The 17,733-nt window shown below is 60.3% G+C and carries 16 protein-coding genes; 3 read left to right on the top strand and 13 right to left on the bottom strand.

All coding sequences use genetic code 11. From position 1 onward, the window contains the following. The first annotated feature begins 148 nt into the window (after positions 1-148). Positions 149-778 (top strand): glutathione S-transferase, encoded by a 630-nt coding sequence (locus HKK55_RS23040; protein WP_169356719.1) that lies wholly within the window; start codon positions 149-151, stop codon positions 776-778. Positions 779-1,040: 262 nt separating this feature from the next. Here the strand turns inward: HKK55_RS23040 and creD are convergent, their stop codons facing one another. Genes creD through HKK55_RS23060 form a run of 4 tightly spaced genes read right to left on the bottom strand, consistent with a single transcriptional unit; the run spans position 1,041 to position 5,137 of the window. Beyond that, a complete protein-coding gene (gene creD / locus HKK55_RS23045; protein WP_169356720.1) occupies positions 1,041-2,417 on the bottom strand; it encodes a cell envelope integrity protein CreD in 1,377 nt (458 codons plus the stop codon). Between the two features lie 52 nt (positions 2,418-2,469). Continuing rightward, entirely contained in the window at positions 2,470-3,909 is a 1,440-nt protein-coding gene (gene creC / locus HKK55_RS23050; RefSeq protein WP_169356721.1) for a two-component system sensor histidine kinase CreC, read from the bottom strand. After that, entirely contained in the window at positions 3,909-4,577 is a 669-nt protein-coding gene (gene creB / locus HKK55_RS23055; protein ID WP_169356722.1) for a two-component system response regulator CreB, read from the bottom strand. Before creB ends, creC begins: the two co-directional genes overlap by 1 nt. 59 nt (positions 4,578-4,636) lie before the next feature. Further along, complete coding sequence (locus HKK55_RS23060) at positions 4,637-5,137, bottom strand: ATP-dependent zinc protease (RefSeq protein ID WP_169356723.1); 501 nt, start codon at positions 5,135-5,137, stop codon at positions 4,637-4,639. Between the two features lie 171 nt (positions 5,138-5,308). On the opposite strand from HKK55_RS23060, the gene HKK55_RS23065 reads away from it, so the two are divergent. Continuing rightward, positions 5,309-6,208, top strand: coding sequence for an acyltransferase (locus tag HKK55_RS23065; protein WP_169356724.1), 900 nt, complete (start codon positions 5,309-5,311; stop codon positions 6,206-6,208). Here HKK55_RS23065 and HKK55_RS23070 read toward each other — a convergent pair. Beyond that, entirely contained in the window at positions 6,205-6,774 is a 570-nt protein-coding gene (locus HKK55_RS23070) for a DUF2780 domain-containing protein (protein WP_169356725.1), read from the bottom strand. The genes HKK55_RS23065 and HKK55_RS23070 overlap by 4 nt on opposite strands. A gap of 313 nt (positions 6,775-7,087) precedes the next feature. Here HKK55_RS23070 and HKK55_RS23075 point away from each other — a divergent pair, with 313 nt between their 5' ends. Beyond that, on the top strand, positions 7,088-7,546 hold the full coding sequence (locus HKK55_RS23075) for an anti-sigma factor (protein WP_169356726.1): 459 nt from the start codon (positions 7,088-7,090) through the stop codon (positions 7,544-7,546). Between the two features lie 63 nt (positions 7,547-7,609). On the opposite strand, the gene fdhA is transcribed toward HKK55_RS23075, so the two are convergent. From fdhA to HKK55_RS23115, 8 genes are all read right to left on the bottom strand, one after another. After that, the gene (gene fdhA, locus HKK55_RS23080) at positions 7,610-8,809 is read right to left on the bottom strand and encodes a formaldehyde dehydrogenase, glutathione-independent (RefSeq protein WP_088423304.1); all 1,200 of its coding nucleotides are present in this window, start codon (positions 8,807-8,809) and stop codon (positions 7,610-7,612) included. Positions 8,810-9,033: 224 nt separating this feature from the next. Then, a complete protein-coding gene (gene purU / locus HKK55_RS23085; protein ID WP_169356727.1) occupies positions 9,034-9,891 on the bottom strand; it encodes a formyltetrahydrofolate deformylase in 858 nt (285 codons plus the stop codon). A gap of 192 nt (positions 9,892-10,083) precedes the next feature. Beyond that, on the bottom strand, positions 10,084-10,716 hold the full coding sequence (locus HKK55_RS23090) for a sarcosine oxidase subunit gamma (protein WP_169356728.1): 633 nt from the start codon (positions 10,714-10,716) through the stop codon (positions 10,084-10,086). Between the two features lie 140 nt (positions 10,717-10,856). Next, positions 10,857-13,874, bottom strand: a complete 3,018-nt coding sequence (locus tag HKK55_RS23095; RefSeq protein ID WP_169356729.1) for a sarcosine oxidase subunit alpha — start codon at positions 13,872-13,874, stop codon at positions 10,857-10,859. After that, positions 13,871-14,173, bottom strand: coding sequence for a sarcosine oxidase subunit delta (locus HKK55_RS23100; RefSeq protein WP_076017832.1), 303 nt, complete (start codon positions 14,171-14,173; stop codon positions 13,871-13,873). The genes HKK55_RS23095 and HKK55_RS23100 overlap by 4 nt, the downstream gene beginning before the upstream one ends. A gap of 15 nt (positions 14,174-14,188) precedes the next feature. Further along, on the bottom strand, positions 14,189-15,439 hold the full coding sequence (locus HKK55_RS23105) for a sarcosine oxidase subunit beta family protein (RefSeq protein WP_169356730.1): 1,251 nt from the start codon (positions 15,437-15,439) through the stop codon (positions 14,189-14,191). A 22-nt stretch (positions 15,440-15,461) separates the two neighbouring features. Continuing rightward, positions 15,462-16,715 (bottom strand): serine hydroxymethyltransferase, encoded by a 1,254-nt coding sequence (glyA, locus tag HKK55_RS23110; protein ID WP_169356731.1) that lies wholly within the window; start codon positions 16,713-16,715, stop codon positions 15,462-15,464. Positions 16,716-16,972: 257 nt separating this feature from the next. Then, positions 16,973-17,701: a TraX family protein gene (locus tag HKK55_RS23115; protein WP_169356732.1), complete on the bottom strand. Its 729-nt coding sequence runs from the start codon at positions 17,699-17,701 to the stop codon at positions 16,973-16,975. Positions 17,702-17,733 lie beyond the last annotated feature (32 nt).

A 17,733-nucleotide genomic window follows, 5' to 3' on the forward strand; every position in this document is an offset into this window, starting at 1 on the left:
CGTATTAGTCAGGTAGAGCGGGACCAACTGTGGGAGCCGGGCTTGCCCGCGATAAGGCCCTCAGAAGCACCGAAAATATTCCAGCGGGCACCTCGTCAGCCGCCATACAACTGTCTAGGCTAAGGTTGCCCTTTTCCGAGGAATCTCCATGTCCGCTCCCAGCATGACGTTGTTCCACAACCCCGCTTCGCCGTTTGTGCGTAAAGTCCTGGTGCTGCTCCACGAGACTGGCCAGCAGGAGCGGGTCGCCCTGCAGACCGTGCTGGTCACGCCGATCAACCCTATCGAGCAGTTGAACGACGGCAACCCGCTGGGCAAGATCCCGGCCCTGCGCTTGGCTGACGGCAGTGTGATACACGACAGCCGGGTGATCTTCGATTACTTCGATTACCAGCACGTCGGCAACCCGCTGATTCCCCGCGACGGCTCGGCCCGCTGGCGGCGCCTGACCCTGGCCTCGACAGCCGACGGGATCATGGATGCGGCCGTGGTGGTGCGTTATGAAACCGCCCTGCGCCCGGCGGAAAAACACTGGGAGCAATGGCTGGAGGAACAGCGCAACAAGATCCGTCGTGCCCTCGGCATGCTGGAGCAGGACGCGATCGCTGAACTGGCGAGCCATTTTGACGTTGCCGCTATCAGTGTCGCCTGTGCCTTGGGTTACCTGGATTACCGACACCCGGATATGGAGTGGCGATCCAGCCAGCCGAAGCTGGCGGCCTGGTATGCCGAGGTCAGCCAACGGCCGTCGATGCTGGCAACCCAGCCGCCGATTTGACCCCAAGCTTATTGTGGTGAGCGAACCTATTGTGGCGAGCGGGCTTGCCCGCGTTGGGCTGCGCAGCAGCCCCAGTAATATCACCGAGATTCTTTCAGATAAACCGCAGTGGTGGTTTTAGGGCTGCTTCGCAGCCCAACGCGGGCAAGCCCGCTCGCCACAATAAGCCCCTCGTCCGCGCTCTTCTAGTGGGGGAAACAACGCAGCAATCCTCGCCACCAACAGCTCCCGCACCCGATGGTCCTCGCGCAACCCCAATGACCTACTCATGGGCCGCCTCCAAGTCAAACACCAGGGGTTCGGCGCTCTTGCGCTTGCCCACGCCATACCAGTCCAGTTTGCGCGTCAGCACCATCACCGTACCCAGCAGGCCGAACAGCAACAGCGAACCCATCAGCAGCGCGTAATCCTCGGCACTCAATAACCCATACAGCAAGCCATACAACGCCGCCAACCCCGCCGAAAACCCCAGGCCATGGGCCAGGCTGCGCAGCACGTGACAGACGTAAAAACCGATCAGCAATACGCACGCACTCGCCGACAACAGGTACGCCAGGGCAAAGCCGATATGCTCCGATAACGACAACAGCAGCAGGTAGAAAAACGCCAGCGCCACCCCCACCAACGCGTACTGGATCGGGTGCACCGCCAGGCTCTTGAGCACTTCGAACAGGAAGAAGCCGGCAAAGGTCAGGGCGATAAACAGCAGTGCATATTTGATCGCCCGGTCGCTCTTGAGGTACTGGTCCACCGGGTCGATAAAATTCACACCAAAGCTGCGCCCGTTGAAGTCTTCACAACCACGCTCCGACAGACAGCCGCGCAAGGCTTCTTCCAGGTTGGTGGAGAAAAACGAGGTCTGCCAGTTGGCGGTGAAGCCTTTGTCGGTGACCTCGCGCTGAGCCGGCAGGAAGTTGCCGATAAAGCTCGGATGTGGCCAGTTGGAGGCCAGCGTGACCTGGCTGGCCTTGCCCACTGGTACCACTTGCAACTGCTCGGTGCCTTGCAGGCGCAGGTCGAAGGCGAAGTCCAACGGTGCAGGCTTTTTGCTGTCTTGTTCAGGCAGCATCACGTGCACACCCTCCCCCAACCAATCCACTTGGGTCCCCGGAGAAAACTCCAGGCGCTGGGTGCCCACCTCCAGTTTCAACGCATTTTCGATACCGCGAATATCGCTGATGCCCACCGCCAGAAACGCTGGGTCAAACTGGTAATCGGCAAAGTTTTCACTGATGCCCAACTGCGCCGGCAACACAAAACGCCCGCTGATGCGACTATCGGCATGGAACAGTCGCGCCTGGTAGATACCCCGGGCCCGCAGTTCGGTTTGCACCTGGCCATCGAGCTCAAAGTGCTCCGGCAGGAAATACAAACGACCACGCACTTCACGGGTTTCTTCATAACGTTTGTTGAGCTTTTCATTGAGCTTCCACTCACGAACGGTCTTGCGATAAGGCACTACCATCACCGGCCCGCTGAGGCGCTGGCTGTAGCTGGAGCTGCGGGCAATGTCCATCAACACGCCGTCGCGCAGTTCCTGTCGGTCACTGATGATGCCGTCGATCATCAGCAATGGAATCAGCAACAGCAGGATCAACAGCGCGATGGCGCCAAGTTTGGATAGCAGGCTGCGGTTCATGGATCTCTCCCTGTTTGAATAAGGGAGAGTCTGGGAGGGGCATGTGGGGGATTTATGTGGGGGATGTGGAGACTGTGTGGAGATGCAGCACCACCTGTACACCGCCCGGCACGTTGCCGATTAACAATGAGCCGCCATGCAGCTTCATCACTTCCTCGACAAAGTTGAGGCCCAGGCCGGTGCTTTTACGGCCGCTGGCCGGGCGCGGCAGAGAGTAGAAACGCTCACTGAGGCGCGGCAAGGCGTACTCGGGAATCGGTTCGGCCTGGTTGAACAAGCGTAAGGCCACATCACCGTCACGCTCCTCGGCACTGAAACGTAGGGCGCCACCGGGTGGTGTGAAATCCAGAGCATTTTCCAGCAGATTGCCCAGCGCCTGGCGCAGCAGGAAGGGTTCGCCGAACACCCTCACCTCCTGCGCAATCGACTGTTCAACCTGCAAGCCCGCCCCTTCAATCCGCGCGCACTGGGCCTTTAACACTTCGTCTACCAGCGCCGCCAATGGCACGCTGGCCTGGTCTTCCAGGCCTTGGCGTTGCTCCACTTGGGCCAGGTTCAACAGCCGCTCGATCAACTGCTGCAAGCGCGCACTTTCACTGTCGATATTGCTGACGAAGCGCTGTTGCTGAGCGTGGGACATATCACCCTGCAACAGCTCTGCCGCCCCCCGAATCGCCGCCAGCGGGCTTTTCAGTTCGTGAGTCAACGTGTGCACATAACGCTCGACGTAGGCCTTGCCTTCCAGCTGGGTGCGCATGTGCTCGACGGCGGTAGACAGCTGTTCCAACTCACCGCCGCGATAATGCGGCAACTCGGCGCGGCGACCTTCACTCACGGCCTGGGCGTAGGCCGTGAGCCTGCGCAACGCAACACTCAACCACCACGACAGCAGCGCGCCAAACAGCAGGCCCAGGCCCACCAACCCGGCGCCGTACCACAACAGGCGGTTCTCCGTGCGATCCACATAAGGTTGCAGCGAGCTATTGGGCTTGGCCACGGTAACCACGCCAATGATCTGCCCGTTATCACGGATCGGCGCGCCGACGTGCATCACTGACGACGCGGGGTCATCGGGCTGGCTGCGTGTCGAGCGAGCGCCGTATTCGCCGCGCAGGGTCAGGTACACGTCGTTCCACTTGGAATAGTCCTGCCCCACCGCTTCGCCCGTAGAGTCCAGCAGCACCATGCCCTTGGCGTCGGTGACGTAGATACGATGGTTGACCTGATTCTTCGGCAAGCCCCAGATCGTGGCGCCGGGCTGACGGTTGCCGTAGGCCTTGAGCAGCTCCGGCCAGTGGCTCTGGCCAAGGGTGCCATCCTTGACGTCTTTGCGCAGGACTTCGGCCAGCAGGTTGGCGGTGTCCACCAAGGTTTCTTCGGTGGATTGGCGCACGCCGGGGCGGATTTCCTTCATCACCGTGTTGAGCACGAAGTAGCCGGTCAGGCCGATAAACAGTGCATAGACCAGGAAGAACCGAATCCCCAGGCGCATCAGCTGTGGCCCGGACTGAAGCTATAGCCCAGGCCGCGATGGGTCTGGATCGGCTCGGCATCGGGCGCCACGCTGCGTAACTTGCTGCGCAGGCTTTTGATATGGCTGTCGATATTGCGCTCATAGCCAGCATCGGCGGCGACGCCCACGGCATCCAACAACTGCTCGCGACTAAAGACGCGCTCGGGCTGCTCCAGCAGGCAGTTCAGCAGACGGAATTCGTGGCGGGTCAGGCTCAATGGTTGCCCCCGGTAGCTGATCTGCACCCGCTCCAGGTCCACCTGGAACAAGGCTGGCGCGGCCCCCGGCGTAACTCGTTTGAGGATCGCCCGCACTCGCGCTGCGACTTCCCGAGGGCTAAAGGGTTTGACCACGTAATCGTCGGCGCCAATCTCCAGGCCCACCACCCGATCAATCTCAGCGTCCCGGGCACTTAGGAAGATCACCGGTACTTCGCTGAAACGGCGCAGTTGCTTGCAGGTCTCAAAACCGCTGATGTCCGGCAGGCCGATATCGAGGATGATCAGGTCCGCCGGAGTTTGGCGCTGATGCTCAAGCGCCACCTGGCCGAGGCTCAGCCAGGTGGTGGTGAAGCCTTCGCCTTGCAGGGCAAAAATCAGCGTATCGGCTATCGCCGCTTCGTCTTCGACAATCAGGATATGAGGCATGGCGTCCGAGCACTGGAGAGCAAAGCTGAGACGGTGCCCCAAGCCTGCACGGGCGTCAATCAGCAGTCAGGTTTGTCGGCGGTGTAACGACGAGCCGGGTTCACCGCCGCGCCAAACTCGCGCAGGGCCTTGGCGCCGATCAGCAGCGGGTAGTTGAAGCTGCTGCGGTCGGTCAGGTTGACCTCGACGGTACGCTTGACGTTGCCCAGGCACATTTCCAAGTCAATCACCGGGCGCTTGGCGGCGGTGGCTTCGTCCTTGTCTTCATCTTCGTCGGCGCGGCTCTTGATCTTGCTGACCCGTGCGACTTTATGTTCGTAGACCTTGTTGCTGGTGTCCTTGCCGCTCACGCGAAAACGCACCCAGTCCTCACCGTCACGGGTGAAGGTCTCGATATCCTGGGCCGACAGCGAGGCGGTCAGTGCGCCGGTGTCCATTTTGGCCTTGAAGGTTTCACCGATTTCCGGCAGTTGGATGTATTCGTAGCGCCCGTACAGGGTCGGCTCGGCGGCCATGACTGGGAGAGCGACGAGGGCTAGCAAGGCAAGGATGGATTTCACGTAGGTGGTTTCCTTGAAATAGGTAGGCAAATTCTAGACCGCAAAAACAGGCCTTAGTTAGATGTCCAGCATACCCAGCACTTTGTGAAACATTCATTCGCTTATTTGCGATTTGGCCTCTAGGCAGAAGCTGCTTATCATGTTGCGCCAAAATGATTCCAAGAGTTACTTATGCGCCGCCTGCTCACCGGCTGTTTCGTCACATTGCTGTTATTGCTCAACACCCTGGTCCTGTTCGGGCCGCTGATGGTGTTTGCCCTGCTCAAACTGGTGGCTCCCGGTCGCTATCGCGACTATGCCTCCAAAGCGGTGATGTGGATCGCTGAAACCTGGGCCGAGATCGACAAACTGATCTTCACCCTGTTCACTCCCACCCAATGGGACATTCGCGGCGGTGACGACCTGCGGGGCGACACCTCCTATCTGGTGATCAGCAACCACCAGTCGTGGGTCGATATCCCGGCGCTGATCCAGACCCTCAACCGCCGTACGCCGTTCTTCAAGTTTTTCCTGAAAAAGGAGCTGATCTGGGTGCCGTTCCTGGGCCTGGCCTGGTGGGCGCTGGATTACCCGTTCATGAAGCGCTACAGCAAGGCATTCCTGGCCAAGCACCCGGAGCTGGCGGGCCAGGACCTGAAGATCACCAAAGAAGCCTGCGAGCTGTTCAAGCGCCAGCCGGTGACGGTGGTCAACTACCTGGAAGGCACGCGTTTCAGCGAGGCCAAGCGCCAGCAGCAGGCCTCACCCTTCACGCACCTGCTCAAACCCAAGGCCGGCGGCGTGGCGTTTGTGCTGGCCGCCATGGGCGAACAGTTGGACGCGATCCTCGACGTGACCGTGGTTTATCCATCACAAAAGCAGCAGGAGAAAATTCCAGGATTCTGGGATTTGATCAGTGGCGCGGTGCCGAAAGTGATCATTGATATCCGCACCCGCGAGCTGAATCCAGCGTTGTGGCAGGGGGATTACGAGAACGATCCAGCGTTTCGCCAGACCGTCCAGAACTGGGTCAACCAGCTCTGGATGGAGAAGGATGCGCGTATCGAAGCGTTACGCGCAGAAGGCCATTAACCGCCGGCGCCCCACAGGCTGCCCAGCTTGCCCAGTACTGAAGTGCTGGCACCCTGGCCGCCCAGATACTGGAGGATCACCGGGGCAAACTTGCCGACCATGCTGTCGTCCATGCCCAGCGCGCTGAAGGCGGTGTTCAGGTCGCTGGTGTCCTTCACGTTACCCAACACACCGTCCAGGCCCGACGTCTTGCTGCCACCGCTCTGGCCGAGCATGCCGCTCAGGGCGCCCAGGCTGCCCAGCGAGTTGCTGCCGGACAGTTTGTCCAGGCCCGGCACGCTCTTGGTCAGTTGTGAGTAATCACCGCCGCCCAGTTTGTTCTTGGCCAGGCCCAGCATCGCGCCGGTACCGCCGACAGCCTGCTCTGGCGTCACATTCAATTGCGAAGTCAGGGCACCCAGCAAACCCGCCGTTTGTGACGTCGGCGCAGCAGCCGCCGCCTTGTCGCCACCTTGAGCCGCAGAAACGGCCTTGGATACGTCATCGAGGCTAAAACCTGCCGCAAACACCGGGCTGGCCGCCACGGTCAACAGGCAAGACAGGGCAAAACCGCGTGAAATCTTCATCGAGACAACCTCTTGATTCATGAACCCACCGGCCTACACCGCGTGGGACAAAGCAGCCGTTGGACTGGGGTTTGCCAGGGATTGTTCCCATAGACAGATTAGTTCAGGAACCTGTATTCGCTGCTGACGGCATCGCAGGCGACGGACTGACCGGTCGAGTCAGGAACCCATTGCCTATTTCAAGGTCAATGGCAGTACTGCAAAACTCGACCAGCCTACTAGCAAAGAGCTACTAACGGCCTTCGGCAGCGGCCTCATCTGCTTTCTTTTCCCCGCCCGTGCGCCGTACTCAACCCCTGTCAGGAATAGCCTAATGACTGCGACCGACTCCCATGTGATTGACCACAAACCTTCATTCTGGAACCGCCCTCGCCTGTTCGTCGGTGCCTGCCTCGTTGTCGCCGCCGGTATCGGTGGCGCGATCTATACCCAAGATAACGTCAAGTCTGCCGCGACCCTGGTCAGCACCACGCAGCAACCGGCCGCCCAGATCATGGCTCACAAGGATTACCTGGAAGTAAAACCGATTGCTTCGACAGCGCCGGAGCCTGATCGCAGCCTGGAGCTATGGGCCATTCCCGCCGACGGTACGCCTGTCTCGCTAGGCCTGCTGCCCGAAGACGGCAACGGCATCATTGGCTTGAACCCACGCCAGCAGGAAACCATCAGCAAGCCGGTTGAGCTGCTGGTGAGTTCAGAAACCAAGGGTGGATCGGTGAGCAAGCAACCGACCGGGCCTACGGTGTATCAAGGCGCATTGGCGGTTCGCTGAGCGCCTGCAACCTGCAGACAAAAAAAGGGCGACCCGCAGGTCGCCCTTTTGTTTGCCTGACGCTTATGCCGCGCTGAACAGCTTGTGCGGATCAATCACAAACTTCTTCGGCACGCCGGCATCGAACTCGCCGTAACCACGCGGTGCATCATCGAGGCTGATGACCTCCACGCCCACGATGTCGGCAATCTTGATGCGGTCCCACATGATTGCCTGCATCAGTTGGCGGTTGTACTTCATCACTGGTGTTTGCCCAGTATGGAAGCTGTGGGACTTGGCCCAACCCAGGCCGAAGCGGATGCTCAGGCTGCCCATTTTAGCGGCGGCGTCGACCGCACCTGGATCTTCGGTGACGTACAGACCAGGAATACCGATCTTGCCAGCTACCCGCACCACACCCATCAGCGAGTTGAGCACCGTAGCCGGAGCTTCGTGCTTGACGCCGTCATGCCCGTGACCACGGGCTTCGAAGCCCACCGCATCCACCGCACAATCGACTTCCGGCTCGCCCAGCAGTGCCGCGATTTGCTCGTGCAGCGGCGTGTCCTTGGACAGGTCGGCAATTTCGAAACCCTGGGCCTTGGCGTGAGCCAGGCGGATCGGGTTCACGTCGCCGATGATCACCACCGCTGCGCCCAGCAGGCGAGCAGAAGCAGCCGCAGCCAAGCCGACAGGGCCGGCACCCGCCACATAAACCGTGCTGCCTGGACCAACACCAGCGGTCACTGCGCCGTGGTAGCCAGTCGGCAGAATGTCGGAGAGGCACGTCAGGTCACGGATTTTCTCCATGGCACGGTCGCGGTCCGGCAGTTTCAGCAGGTTGAAATCGGCGTAAGGCACCAGCGCATATTCGGCTTGGCCGCCGGTCCAGTCGCCCATGTCGACGTAGCCATAAGCACCGCCCGGACGCGCCGGGTTGACGCTCAGGCAGACCCCGGTGTGCATTTCCTTGCAGGAGCGGCAACGGCCGCACGCAACGTTGAACGGCACGGAGACCAGGTCACCGATTTTCAGGTTCTCGACGTCACTGCCTTTCTCGATCACTTCGCCGGTGATCTCGTGACCCAGCACCAGGCCGGTCTGAGCAGTGGTGCGACCGCGCACCATGTGTTGGTCGGAGCCGCAGATGTTGGTGGAGACCACGCGCAGGATGACGCCGTGCTCAATCTTCCTGCCACGGGGGTCCTGCATTTTGGGATAGTCGATTTTCTGTACTTCGACCTTGCCGTTGCCGAGATACACGACACCACGATTACCAGACATGCTTTCACCTCGCTGTTGTTTTTATGGAACCGCGTTGCCCAGGCAGGCAGCGCGTTAAATGCTCGGGTACAGATGCTGTTTCTTGTGTTGCTTGTTCGGGCCTCTTCGCGAGCAAGTCGAATCGTCGCACCGCCGCTCCCACATTCGACCGAGTTCCAATTTTGAAATGCGGTCGAATGTGGGAGCGGCGGTGCGACGATTCGACTTGCTCGCGAAGGCGTCCATCAGAGCACCACAGTTCGATTGGCGTTCAAAAACACCCGCCGCTCAATGTGATACCCAACCGCCCGGGCCAACGTCAGCCCTTCGATATCCCGCCCCTTGGCGATCAAATCTTCCGGGTAGTGACTGTGATCCACCACTTCCACGCCCTGAGCGATGATCGGGCCTTCATCCAGGTCGTTGTTGATGTAATGCGCGGTGGCGCCTACCAGTTTCACGCCCTTGTTGTAAGCCTGGTGATAAGGCTTGGCGCCCTTGAAACCAGGCAGCAGGGAGTGATGGATGTTGATGGCTTTGCCATCGAGCTTGCGGCACAGCTCCGGTGACAGCACTTGCATGTAGCGCGCAAGGATCACCAGTTCGGCGCCGGACTCCTCGATCACCTGCCACACCTGACGCTCCTGAGACGGTTTGTCGTGAGGGTCCAGGGGGAAGTGGTGGTAGGGAATCTGGTGCCAGTCGGCCAAAGGCTTGAGGTCAGGATGGTTGGAAACGACGGCAACCACGTCCATGGACAACTGGCCGATACGCTGGCGGTAGAGCAAATCGTTGAGGCAGTGATCGGCCTTGGAGACCATGATCACCACTTTGGGCCGGTAGTTCGGTGCGGTGAGCTCGAAGATCATGCCGAAGGCTTCACCGCGTGTGGCCAGGCCATCGCGGAAGGCTTGCTCGTCAAAGCCGTCAGGCTGGCGGAACTCCACACGGATGAAGAAACGGCCCGAGAGCCGGTCATCAAAGGAGTGGTGTTCGGTGACGTAGCAGCCCTGCTCGAACAGATAGCGGGTCACCGCGTCCACCGTGCCGAGCACGCTGGGGCAGTCGGCGGTCAAAATCCATGTATCGGGTGCGCGGCTCATAGTGTGTTTCCCTTAGGCCTTTGTGGCGAGGGGGCTTGTCCCCCGTTGGGCTGCGAAGCAGCCCCAAAACCTGCCGCTAGGTTATTTCAGAAAAGATGCTCTGACCTTATTGGGACCGCTGCGCGCTCCAACGGGGGACAAGCCCCCTCGCCACAACAGCCCACCCATTACAGAAGGTATGCGCTTATTCGATCAGGCTTCCACGCTCAACCCATATTCCGCCGCTGCATCCTGCAACCACAGCCACCAGTAATCCGAGAAGCTGCGACGAATCACCAGCTCCCACGTGTCTTCAGCGGTATGGCGGATCACCAATTGCGACTTGGCGAACACCGTGCCAATCGCCTTGCCCACCGGAAAGTTATCGGGGTGCACGTCGTAGCTGGTGGACTTCATCAACACATCGCGCACATTCGGGCCGCTGAGCTCCAGGATCTGCTGGCCGCCGCTGACGTTGACGATCTGGATATGCAGGTCACCCAACGCTTCACGCAAACTTTTCTCGGCAGCGAACTCTTCACCGCTCGGCACCACCAGCAGCCATTCATCCGGGCCAAGCCATTGCAGGCTGGTTTCACCTTTGACGATTACCGCCAGGGCGCCAGGCAACTCGATGCCCAGGGCCTTGTGTACGCCTGCGGCGAAGGCAGCGTCATGGCCATCGCCACGAATGGTCAGGTGGCCGAGGAGTTTCTTTTCACGCACGGTCACGCCGGCGTTTTTACGGCCCTTACCCGCGAGGCTGGCGAGGTCGGCATGGTGCAGCGACGACTCGGCCTTGGCTCCGGAGGTGGGGCGTTGTTGGTAAACATTGGCTGCTGTCATAAAGCACCTGTGTTGAATTCTGTAGGTCTTGCGGTGACTGTCCTGGCCTCATCGCGGGCAAGCCAGCTCCCACATTTTGATGGGTGAACACATTCAAAATGTGGGAGCTGGCTTGCCTGCGATGCAGGCGACTCGGTCTGTCAGATATTTTGACGATCGCCTTTAGGATCAAAGAACACCGAAGAAACAATCTCCGCCTCGATCACGCTGCCATCGGCCAACGGTGCAAACACCCGTTCGCCAATACGCTTCAAGCCGCCCTTGACCACGCCCATGGCAAACGAATAGCCGAGGGAGTTGTGGGCATAACTTGAAGTGACGTGGCCGACCATCTTCATCGGAATCGTCTGCTTCGGATCGAACACCAACTGGGCGCCTTCCGGCAGCCACACGTTCGGGTCGATCGGCTTCAAGCCCACCAGTTGCTTGCGCTCTTCACGCACGCAATCTTCGCGATTCATCCCGCGCCAGCCGATCCACGAGAACGGTTTGGTACGGCCTACGCACCAGCCCATGTTCAGGTCGTCGGGGGTCATCGAACCGTCGGTGTCTTGCCCAACGATGATGAAGCCCTTCTCTGCCCGCAGTACGTGCATGGTCTCGGTGCCGTACGGGGTCAGGTTGTATTTTTTGCCGGCCTCGACGATCTGTTCCAGCACGCCCATGGCGTAGTCGGCCTGCACGTTGACCTCATACGACAGCTCGCCGGTAAACGAGATACGGAACACCCGCGCCGGCACACCGCCGACCAAGCCTTCTTTCCAGGTCATGAACGGGAAGCCGTCCTTGTCCAGGTCGATGTCGGTGACCTCGCTCAGCAGCTTGCGACTATTGGGGCCAGACAAGGTCATGGTCGCCCAGTGGTCAGTGACCGAAGTGAAGTACACCTTGAGGTCTGGCCATTCGGTCTGCTGGTAGATTTCCAGCCACTGCAGCACACGCGCTGCGCCACCGGTGGTAGTGGTCATCAGGAAGTGGTTGTCAGCGAGGCAGGCGGTTACTCCGTCGTCGAAGACCATGCCGTCTTCCTTGCACATCAAGCCGTAGCGTGCCTTGCCCACATCGAGCTTGGTCCAGGCGTTGCTGTAGATGCGGTTGAGGAACTCGCGCGCATCCGGACCTTGAATGTCGATCTTGCCGAGGGTCGACGCGTCCAACAGGCCGACGCTGTCGCGCACAGCCAGGCATTCGCGTTTCACCGCAGCGTGCAGGTCTTCACCGTTACGCGGGAAGTACCACGGGCGTTTCCACTGGCCAACGTCTTCAAACTCGGCACCGTTCTTCACGTGCCAGGCTTGCAGCGCGGTGTAGCGCACCGGTTCGAAGATGTGCCCACAGTGCCGGCCCGCAACGGCGCCGAAGGTCACCGGCGTGTAGTTGGGACGGAACATGGTGGTGCCCATCTGCGGGATGGTCACGTTCAGCGAACGGGCTGCGATGGCCAGGCCGTTGACGTTGCCGAGCTTGCCCTGGTCGGTACCGAAGCCCAACGCGGTGTAGCGTTTGACGTGTTCTACCGACTCGAAACCTTCGCGAGTGGCCAATTCAATGGCGGCGGCGGTGACGTCGTTTTGCAGGTCGACAAATTGCTTCGGCGCCCGTGCGGTAGCTTTTTCATGCGGCACCTGGAACAGCGCCAGAGTCGGCTCCTCCAGACGGCTCAAGGCTTTAGGCAGCACGCCTTCTACCGGTGCAAACCCGGCTTCGCTGGCCGCGCGCACGCCACCTTCAAAACCATCCGCCAGGGAATCACCAAGGCCATAGACGCCATTGATACCGCCGACACACACACGTTTCTGCGGTGCTTCGCCCGGCACAAAACCGAGGATGTCTTCACGCCAGGTCGGCTTGCCGCCCAGGTGCGAAGCCAGGTGGACCACCGGGCTGTAGCCGCCGGAGCTGGCCACCAGATCGCAGTCCAGCCATTCGCCGGGACTGGTAACCTTGTGAGCCTTGACGTCAATCGCCGCCACACGGGCGCCGCTCACGTGCTTGCTGCCACGGGCTTCGATCACGGCGCTGCCGGTGAGGATGCGGATGCCTTTGGCACGCGCTTCTTCAACCAACGCACCGCGTGGATTGTGGCGGGCATCGGCCACAGCGACCACTTGCAGGCCGGCGTCGTACCAGTCCAGCGCCACGCGGTAGGCGTGATCGTTGTTGGTCGACAGCACCAGTTTCTTGCCCGGTGCCACACCGTAACGGCGCACGTAAGTCGAGACCGCACCCGCGAGCATGTTGCCCGGCACATCGTTGTTGCCATAGACCAGAGGACGCTCACACGCACCGGTCGCCAGCACCACACGCTTGGCGCGGATACGGTGGATGCGCTGACGCACCTGGCCAATCGGCGCACGGTCGCCGAGGTGATCGGTGAGGCGCTCGTGAATGGTCAGGAAGTTATGGTCGTGGTAGCCGTTGACCGTAGCGCGGGGCAGCAGCACCACGCCCGGCAGGGATTTCAGTTCGGCAATGACGCCGGCAACCCATTCGGATGCCGGTTTGCCGTCGAGGCTTTCGCGAGAGTCCAGCAGCGTGCCGCCGAATTCTTCCTGCTCATCAGCGACGATCACGCGGGCACCACTGCGAGCAGCGGCCAAGGCAGCAGACAGACCCGCAGGGCCAGCGCCGACAATCAGCACGTCGCAGTGACGGTTCATATAGTCGTAGGTATCCGGATCGTTCTCGGTCGGCGAACGACCCAGGCCTGCGGCCTTACGGATGTACTTCTCGTAGGTCATCCAGAACGATTGCGGGTACATGAAGGTTTTGTAGTAGAAGCCCGGTGGCATCAGCTTGCCGCCGACCTTACCGAGAATACCCATCATGTCGTTGTTCACGCTCGGCCAGCCGTTGGTGCTGGTGGCGACCAAACCCTGGTACAGCGCCTGTTGCGTGGCGCGCACGTTGGGGATTTGCGTGGCTTCGGTGGCGCCGATCTGCAGCACTGCGTTGGGCTCTTCAGCGCCGGCAGCAAAGATGCCGCGTGGACGCGAGTACTTGAAGCTGCGACCGATAACGTCGACGCCGTTGGCCAGCAATGCAGCGGCCAAGGTGTCGCCTTCAAAGCCTTTGTAGCTCTGGCCATTAAAGGTGAAGCTCAAGACTTTGTTGCGGTCGATCCGGCCACCGTTGGACAGGCGATTGATCTGGCTCATACCTTCTCTCCAGAAGCCTTGGCGGTGAATTGCGGCTTGCTGCCAATCTTGTAGGTTTCAAGAATTTCGTAGGTGACGGTGTCGCGGGTCGCGTTGAAGTACTGGCGGCAACCGGCGGCGTGAATCCACAGTTCGTGGTGTAGGCCGCGGGGGTTATCGCGGAAGAACATGTAGTCGCCCCACTGCTCGTCGGTGCAGGTATTCGGGTCCAGCGGGCGCGGAATATGCGCTTGGCCGGACGCGTGGAATTCCTCTTCGGAGCGCAGTTCGCCACAGTGAGGACAGAAGATATGCAACATAGGGAATTTCTCCTGTTAGTGGGCGACGGCCGCAGCGCCGTGTTCGTCGATCAGCGCACCGTTGTGGAAACGGTCGATGGAGAAAGGTGCTGCCAACGGGTGCATTTCACCCTTGGCGAGGCTGGCGGCAAACACGTTGCCTGAGCCTGGCGTGGCCTTGAAACCACCGGTGCCCCAACCGCAGTTGAAGAACATGTTCGGTACCGGCGTCTTGGAGATGATCGGGCAAGCATCCGGTGTGGTGTCGACGATGCCGCCCCACTGGCGGTTCATGCGCACACGGGACAACACCGGGAACATCTCGACGATGGCCTGGATGGTGTGTTCGATCACCGGGTACGAGCCGCGCTGGCCGTAGCCGTTGTAGCCGTCAATACCGGCGCCGATCACCAGGTCGCCCTTGTCGGACTGGCTGATGTAACCGTGCACGGCGTTGGACATGATCACACTGTCGATGATCGGTTTGATCGGCTCCGACACCAGCGCTTGCAGCGGGTGGGATTCGATCGGCAGGCGGAAACCGGCGAGGCCTGCCATGTGCCCGGAGTTACCGGCAGTGACCACACCGACACGCTTGGCGCCGATAAAGCCCTTGTTGGTTTCGACACCGATGCACACGCCGTTTTCCTTGCGGAAGCCGATCACTTCGGTCTGCTGAATCAGGTCCACGCCCAGCGCGTCCGCAGCACGAGCAAAGCCCCAGGCCACGGCATCGTGACGGGCCACGCCACCACGACGTTGAACGGTAGCGCCCAGCACCGGGTAGCGGGTGTTTTTCGAGCAATCCAGGTACGGAATTTCGTCGGCGACTTGTTTGGCATCGAGCAGTTCGCCGTCCACACCGTTGAGGCGGTTGGCACTGACACGACGCTCGGAATCGCGGATGTCCTGCAAGGTGTGGCACAGGTTGTAAACGCCACGCTGAGAGAACATCACGTTGTAGTTCAGGTCCTGGGAAAGACCTTCCCACAGTTTCATCGCGTGTTCGTACAGGTGTGCCGACTCGTCCCATAGGTAGTTGGACCGCACGATGGTGGTGTTGCGCGCGGTGTTACCGCCGCCCAGCCAGCCTTTCTCGACCACGGCCACGTTGGTGATGCCGTGCTCTTTCGCCAAGTAGTAGGCGGTCGCCAGACCATGCCCGCCGCCGCCGACGATGACCACGTCGTAGACCTTTTTCGGGGTCGGCGTGCGCCACATTTTCTGCCAGTTTTCGTGATGGCTGAGTGAGTGTTTGAAGAGGCCGAAGCCCGAGTAGCGTTGCATAGTCATTACTCCAAAACCGCGCTCAGCGATAAACCGGGAAATCAGCGCACAGGGCAGACACGTGCTTGGCCACGTTAGCCTCGACATCGGCGTCACCGAGGTTGTCGAGGATGTCGCAGATCCAGCCGGCCAGCTCCAGGCATTGGGGTACTTTGAAACCGCGAGTGGTCACCGCCGGAGTGCCGATACGCAGGCCCGAGGTCACGAACGGCGACTGTGGATCGTTGGGCACAGCGTTCTTGTTGACGGTGATGTGGGCACGACCGAGGGCGGCGTCCGCCTCTTTGCCGGTGAGGCCCTGACGGATCAGGCTGACCAGGAACAAGTGGTTATCGGTGCCGCCGGACACTACATCGTAGCCGCGTTTGATAAACACGCCGGCCATGGCCTGGGCGTTGTCGATCACTTGCTGTTGATAGACCTTGAAACCCGGCTCCTGGGCTTCCTTGAAGCACACCGCCTTGCCGGCGATCACGTGCATCAGCGGGCCGCCTTGGGCGCCAGGGAATACCGCAGAGTTGAGTTTCTTTTCAATTTCTTCGTTAGCCTTGGCCAAAATCAGCCCGCCACGCGGACCACGCAGTGTCTTGTGGGTCGTAGTGGTGACCACATCGGCGTAGGGCAGCGGGTTCGGGTACAGACCGGCGGCAACCAGGCCGGCGACGTGGGCCATGTCGACGAACAGCAGCGCACCGACTTTGTCGGCAATCTGGCGAAAGCGCGGGAAATCCAGGGTCTTGGAGTAGGCGGAAAAACCGGCCACGATCATCTTCGGCTGGTGCTCCACGGCCAGGCGCTCGACCTCGTCGTAGTCGATCAGGCCGGTGGCGGTGTCGATGCCGTATTGCACCGCGTTGTACAGCTTGCCCGAGGACGACACTTTGGCGCCGTGGGTCAAGTGACCACCGTGGGCCAGGCTCATGCCAAGGATGGTGTCACCAGCGTTCAGCAGCGCCAGGTACACCGCGCTGTTGGCGGACGAACCGGAGTGCGGCTGCACATTGGCGTAATCGGCGCCAAACAGTTGCTTGGCGCGTTCGATGGCCAGGACTTCAACTTTGTCGACGTGCTCGCAGCCACCGTAGTAGCGCTTGCCCGGATAGCCTTCGGCGTATTTGTTGGTCAGGCCGCTGCCTTGGGCTTGCATGACGCGTTTGCTGGTGTAGTTCTCTGACGCGATCAGCTCGATATGATCTTCCTGACGCTGCTCCTCGGCATTCATGGCCGCCAGCAGTGCATCGTCATAACCCTGGATCTGGTCTTGCTTGCTGAACATCGCGTCTCTCCCAGCGGCGGCGGTGCGCCAATCGTATTGTTGGGGCCGCCGCACGACGGAGGGGCCCTTTGATGCGATGGTAGGGCTGGCGCTGGGAGATCAAATGCCTATGGACGCCACGCAAAGGTGCGTTTACGACATCGAATGAACGGCACAGAACAAATGTGGGAGCGGGCTTGCTCGCGAAGGCGGTGGATCAGTAAATACATGTGCCGGCAGAACCACCGCTTTCGCGAGCAAGCCAGCTCCCACAGGGGTTAGGCGATGATCTTGCGAACGAGTAGCAGCAGTAAGAAATGCAGCGGATAGAGGGCATACGCCCAGCGCCGCATGGCTGGCGGCGACACATGTCTGGCATGTCGCAACAAGACCAATCCAGCCAGTGGCGCAATCAGGCATGTCACCAATCCCAGCATCGCCACAAGCGTGCCGCTATTGAGCAAAACCTGCCACTGATTGGCGGCCAGGCACACAAGGCCCGGCAACAGGCTTAAGTACCACGGCCGACGAAACACCCACAACATCGCCAACGGCAGCAATACGCCAAAGAACCCAAACATCAATTGCGCTGAGAACACCGCCGCCAATACCAAGGCAATCAGCGCCAATCCTCGATCAAAAACCGTCTTCTGCTGCCATCCTCGGGCAACCAGCAACCCCAACGCCAACGTCGGCAGTACATTTAGCGTATCCGCATCGTCGATAAACATCCGATACGGCACCTCACTGATCACACTGAACAGCAATAGCCAGCCCAAGTAACGCCATTGAAAGGTCGCGGGCGCATCCTTGATCCGATGCAGATTCGCCGTAATCGCCAGGCAAAACCACGGGAAGGCCAGGCGCCCCGGTACATACAGGCCGTCCAGGTTCAAACCGACGTAACGCAAGTGATCCAGCACCATACTCAACAGCGCCAGCCATTTGAGCAGGTCGAGGGCGCCGTCACGGACGCGGCTTACAGGAATCGTTTCAGTACCGTGCATAATTCCCCAGTGACTTTGCATTAACAGAGCGT

The organism is Pseudomonas sp. ADAK18 (assembly GCF_012935695.1).
Taxonomy (GTDB): Bacteria; Pseudomonadota; Gammaproteobacteria; order Pseudomonadales; family Pseudomonadaceae; genus Aquipseudomonas.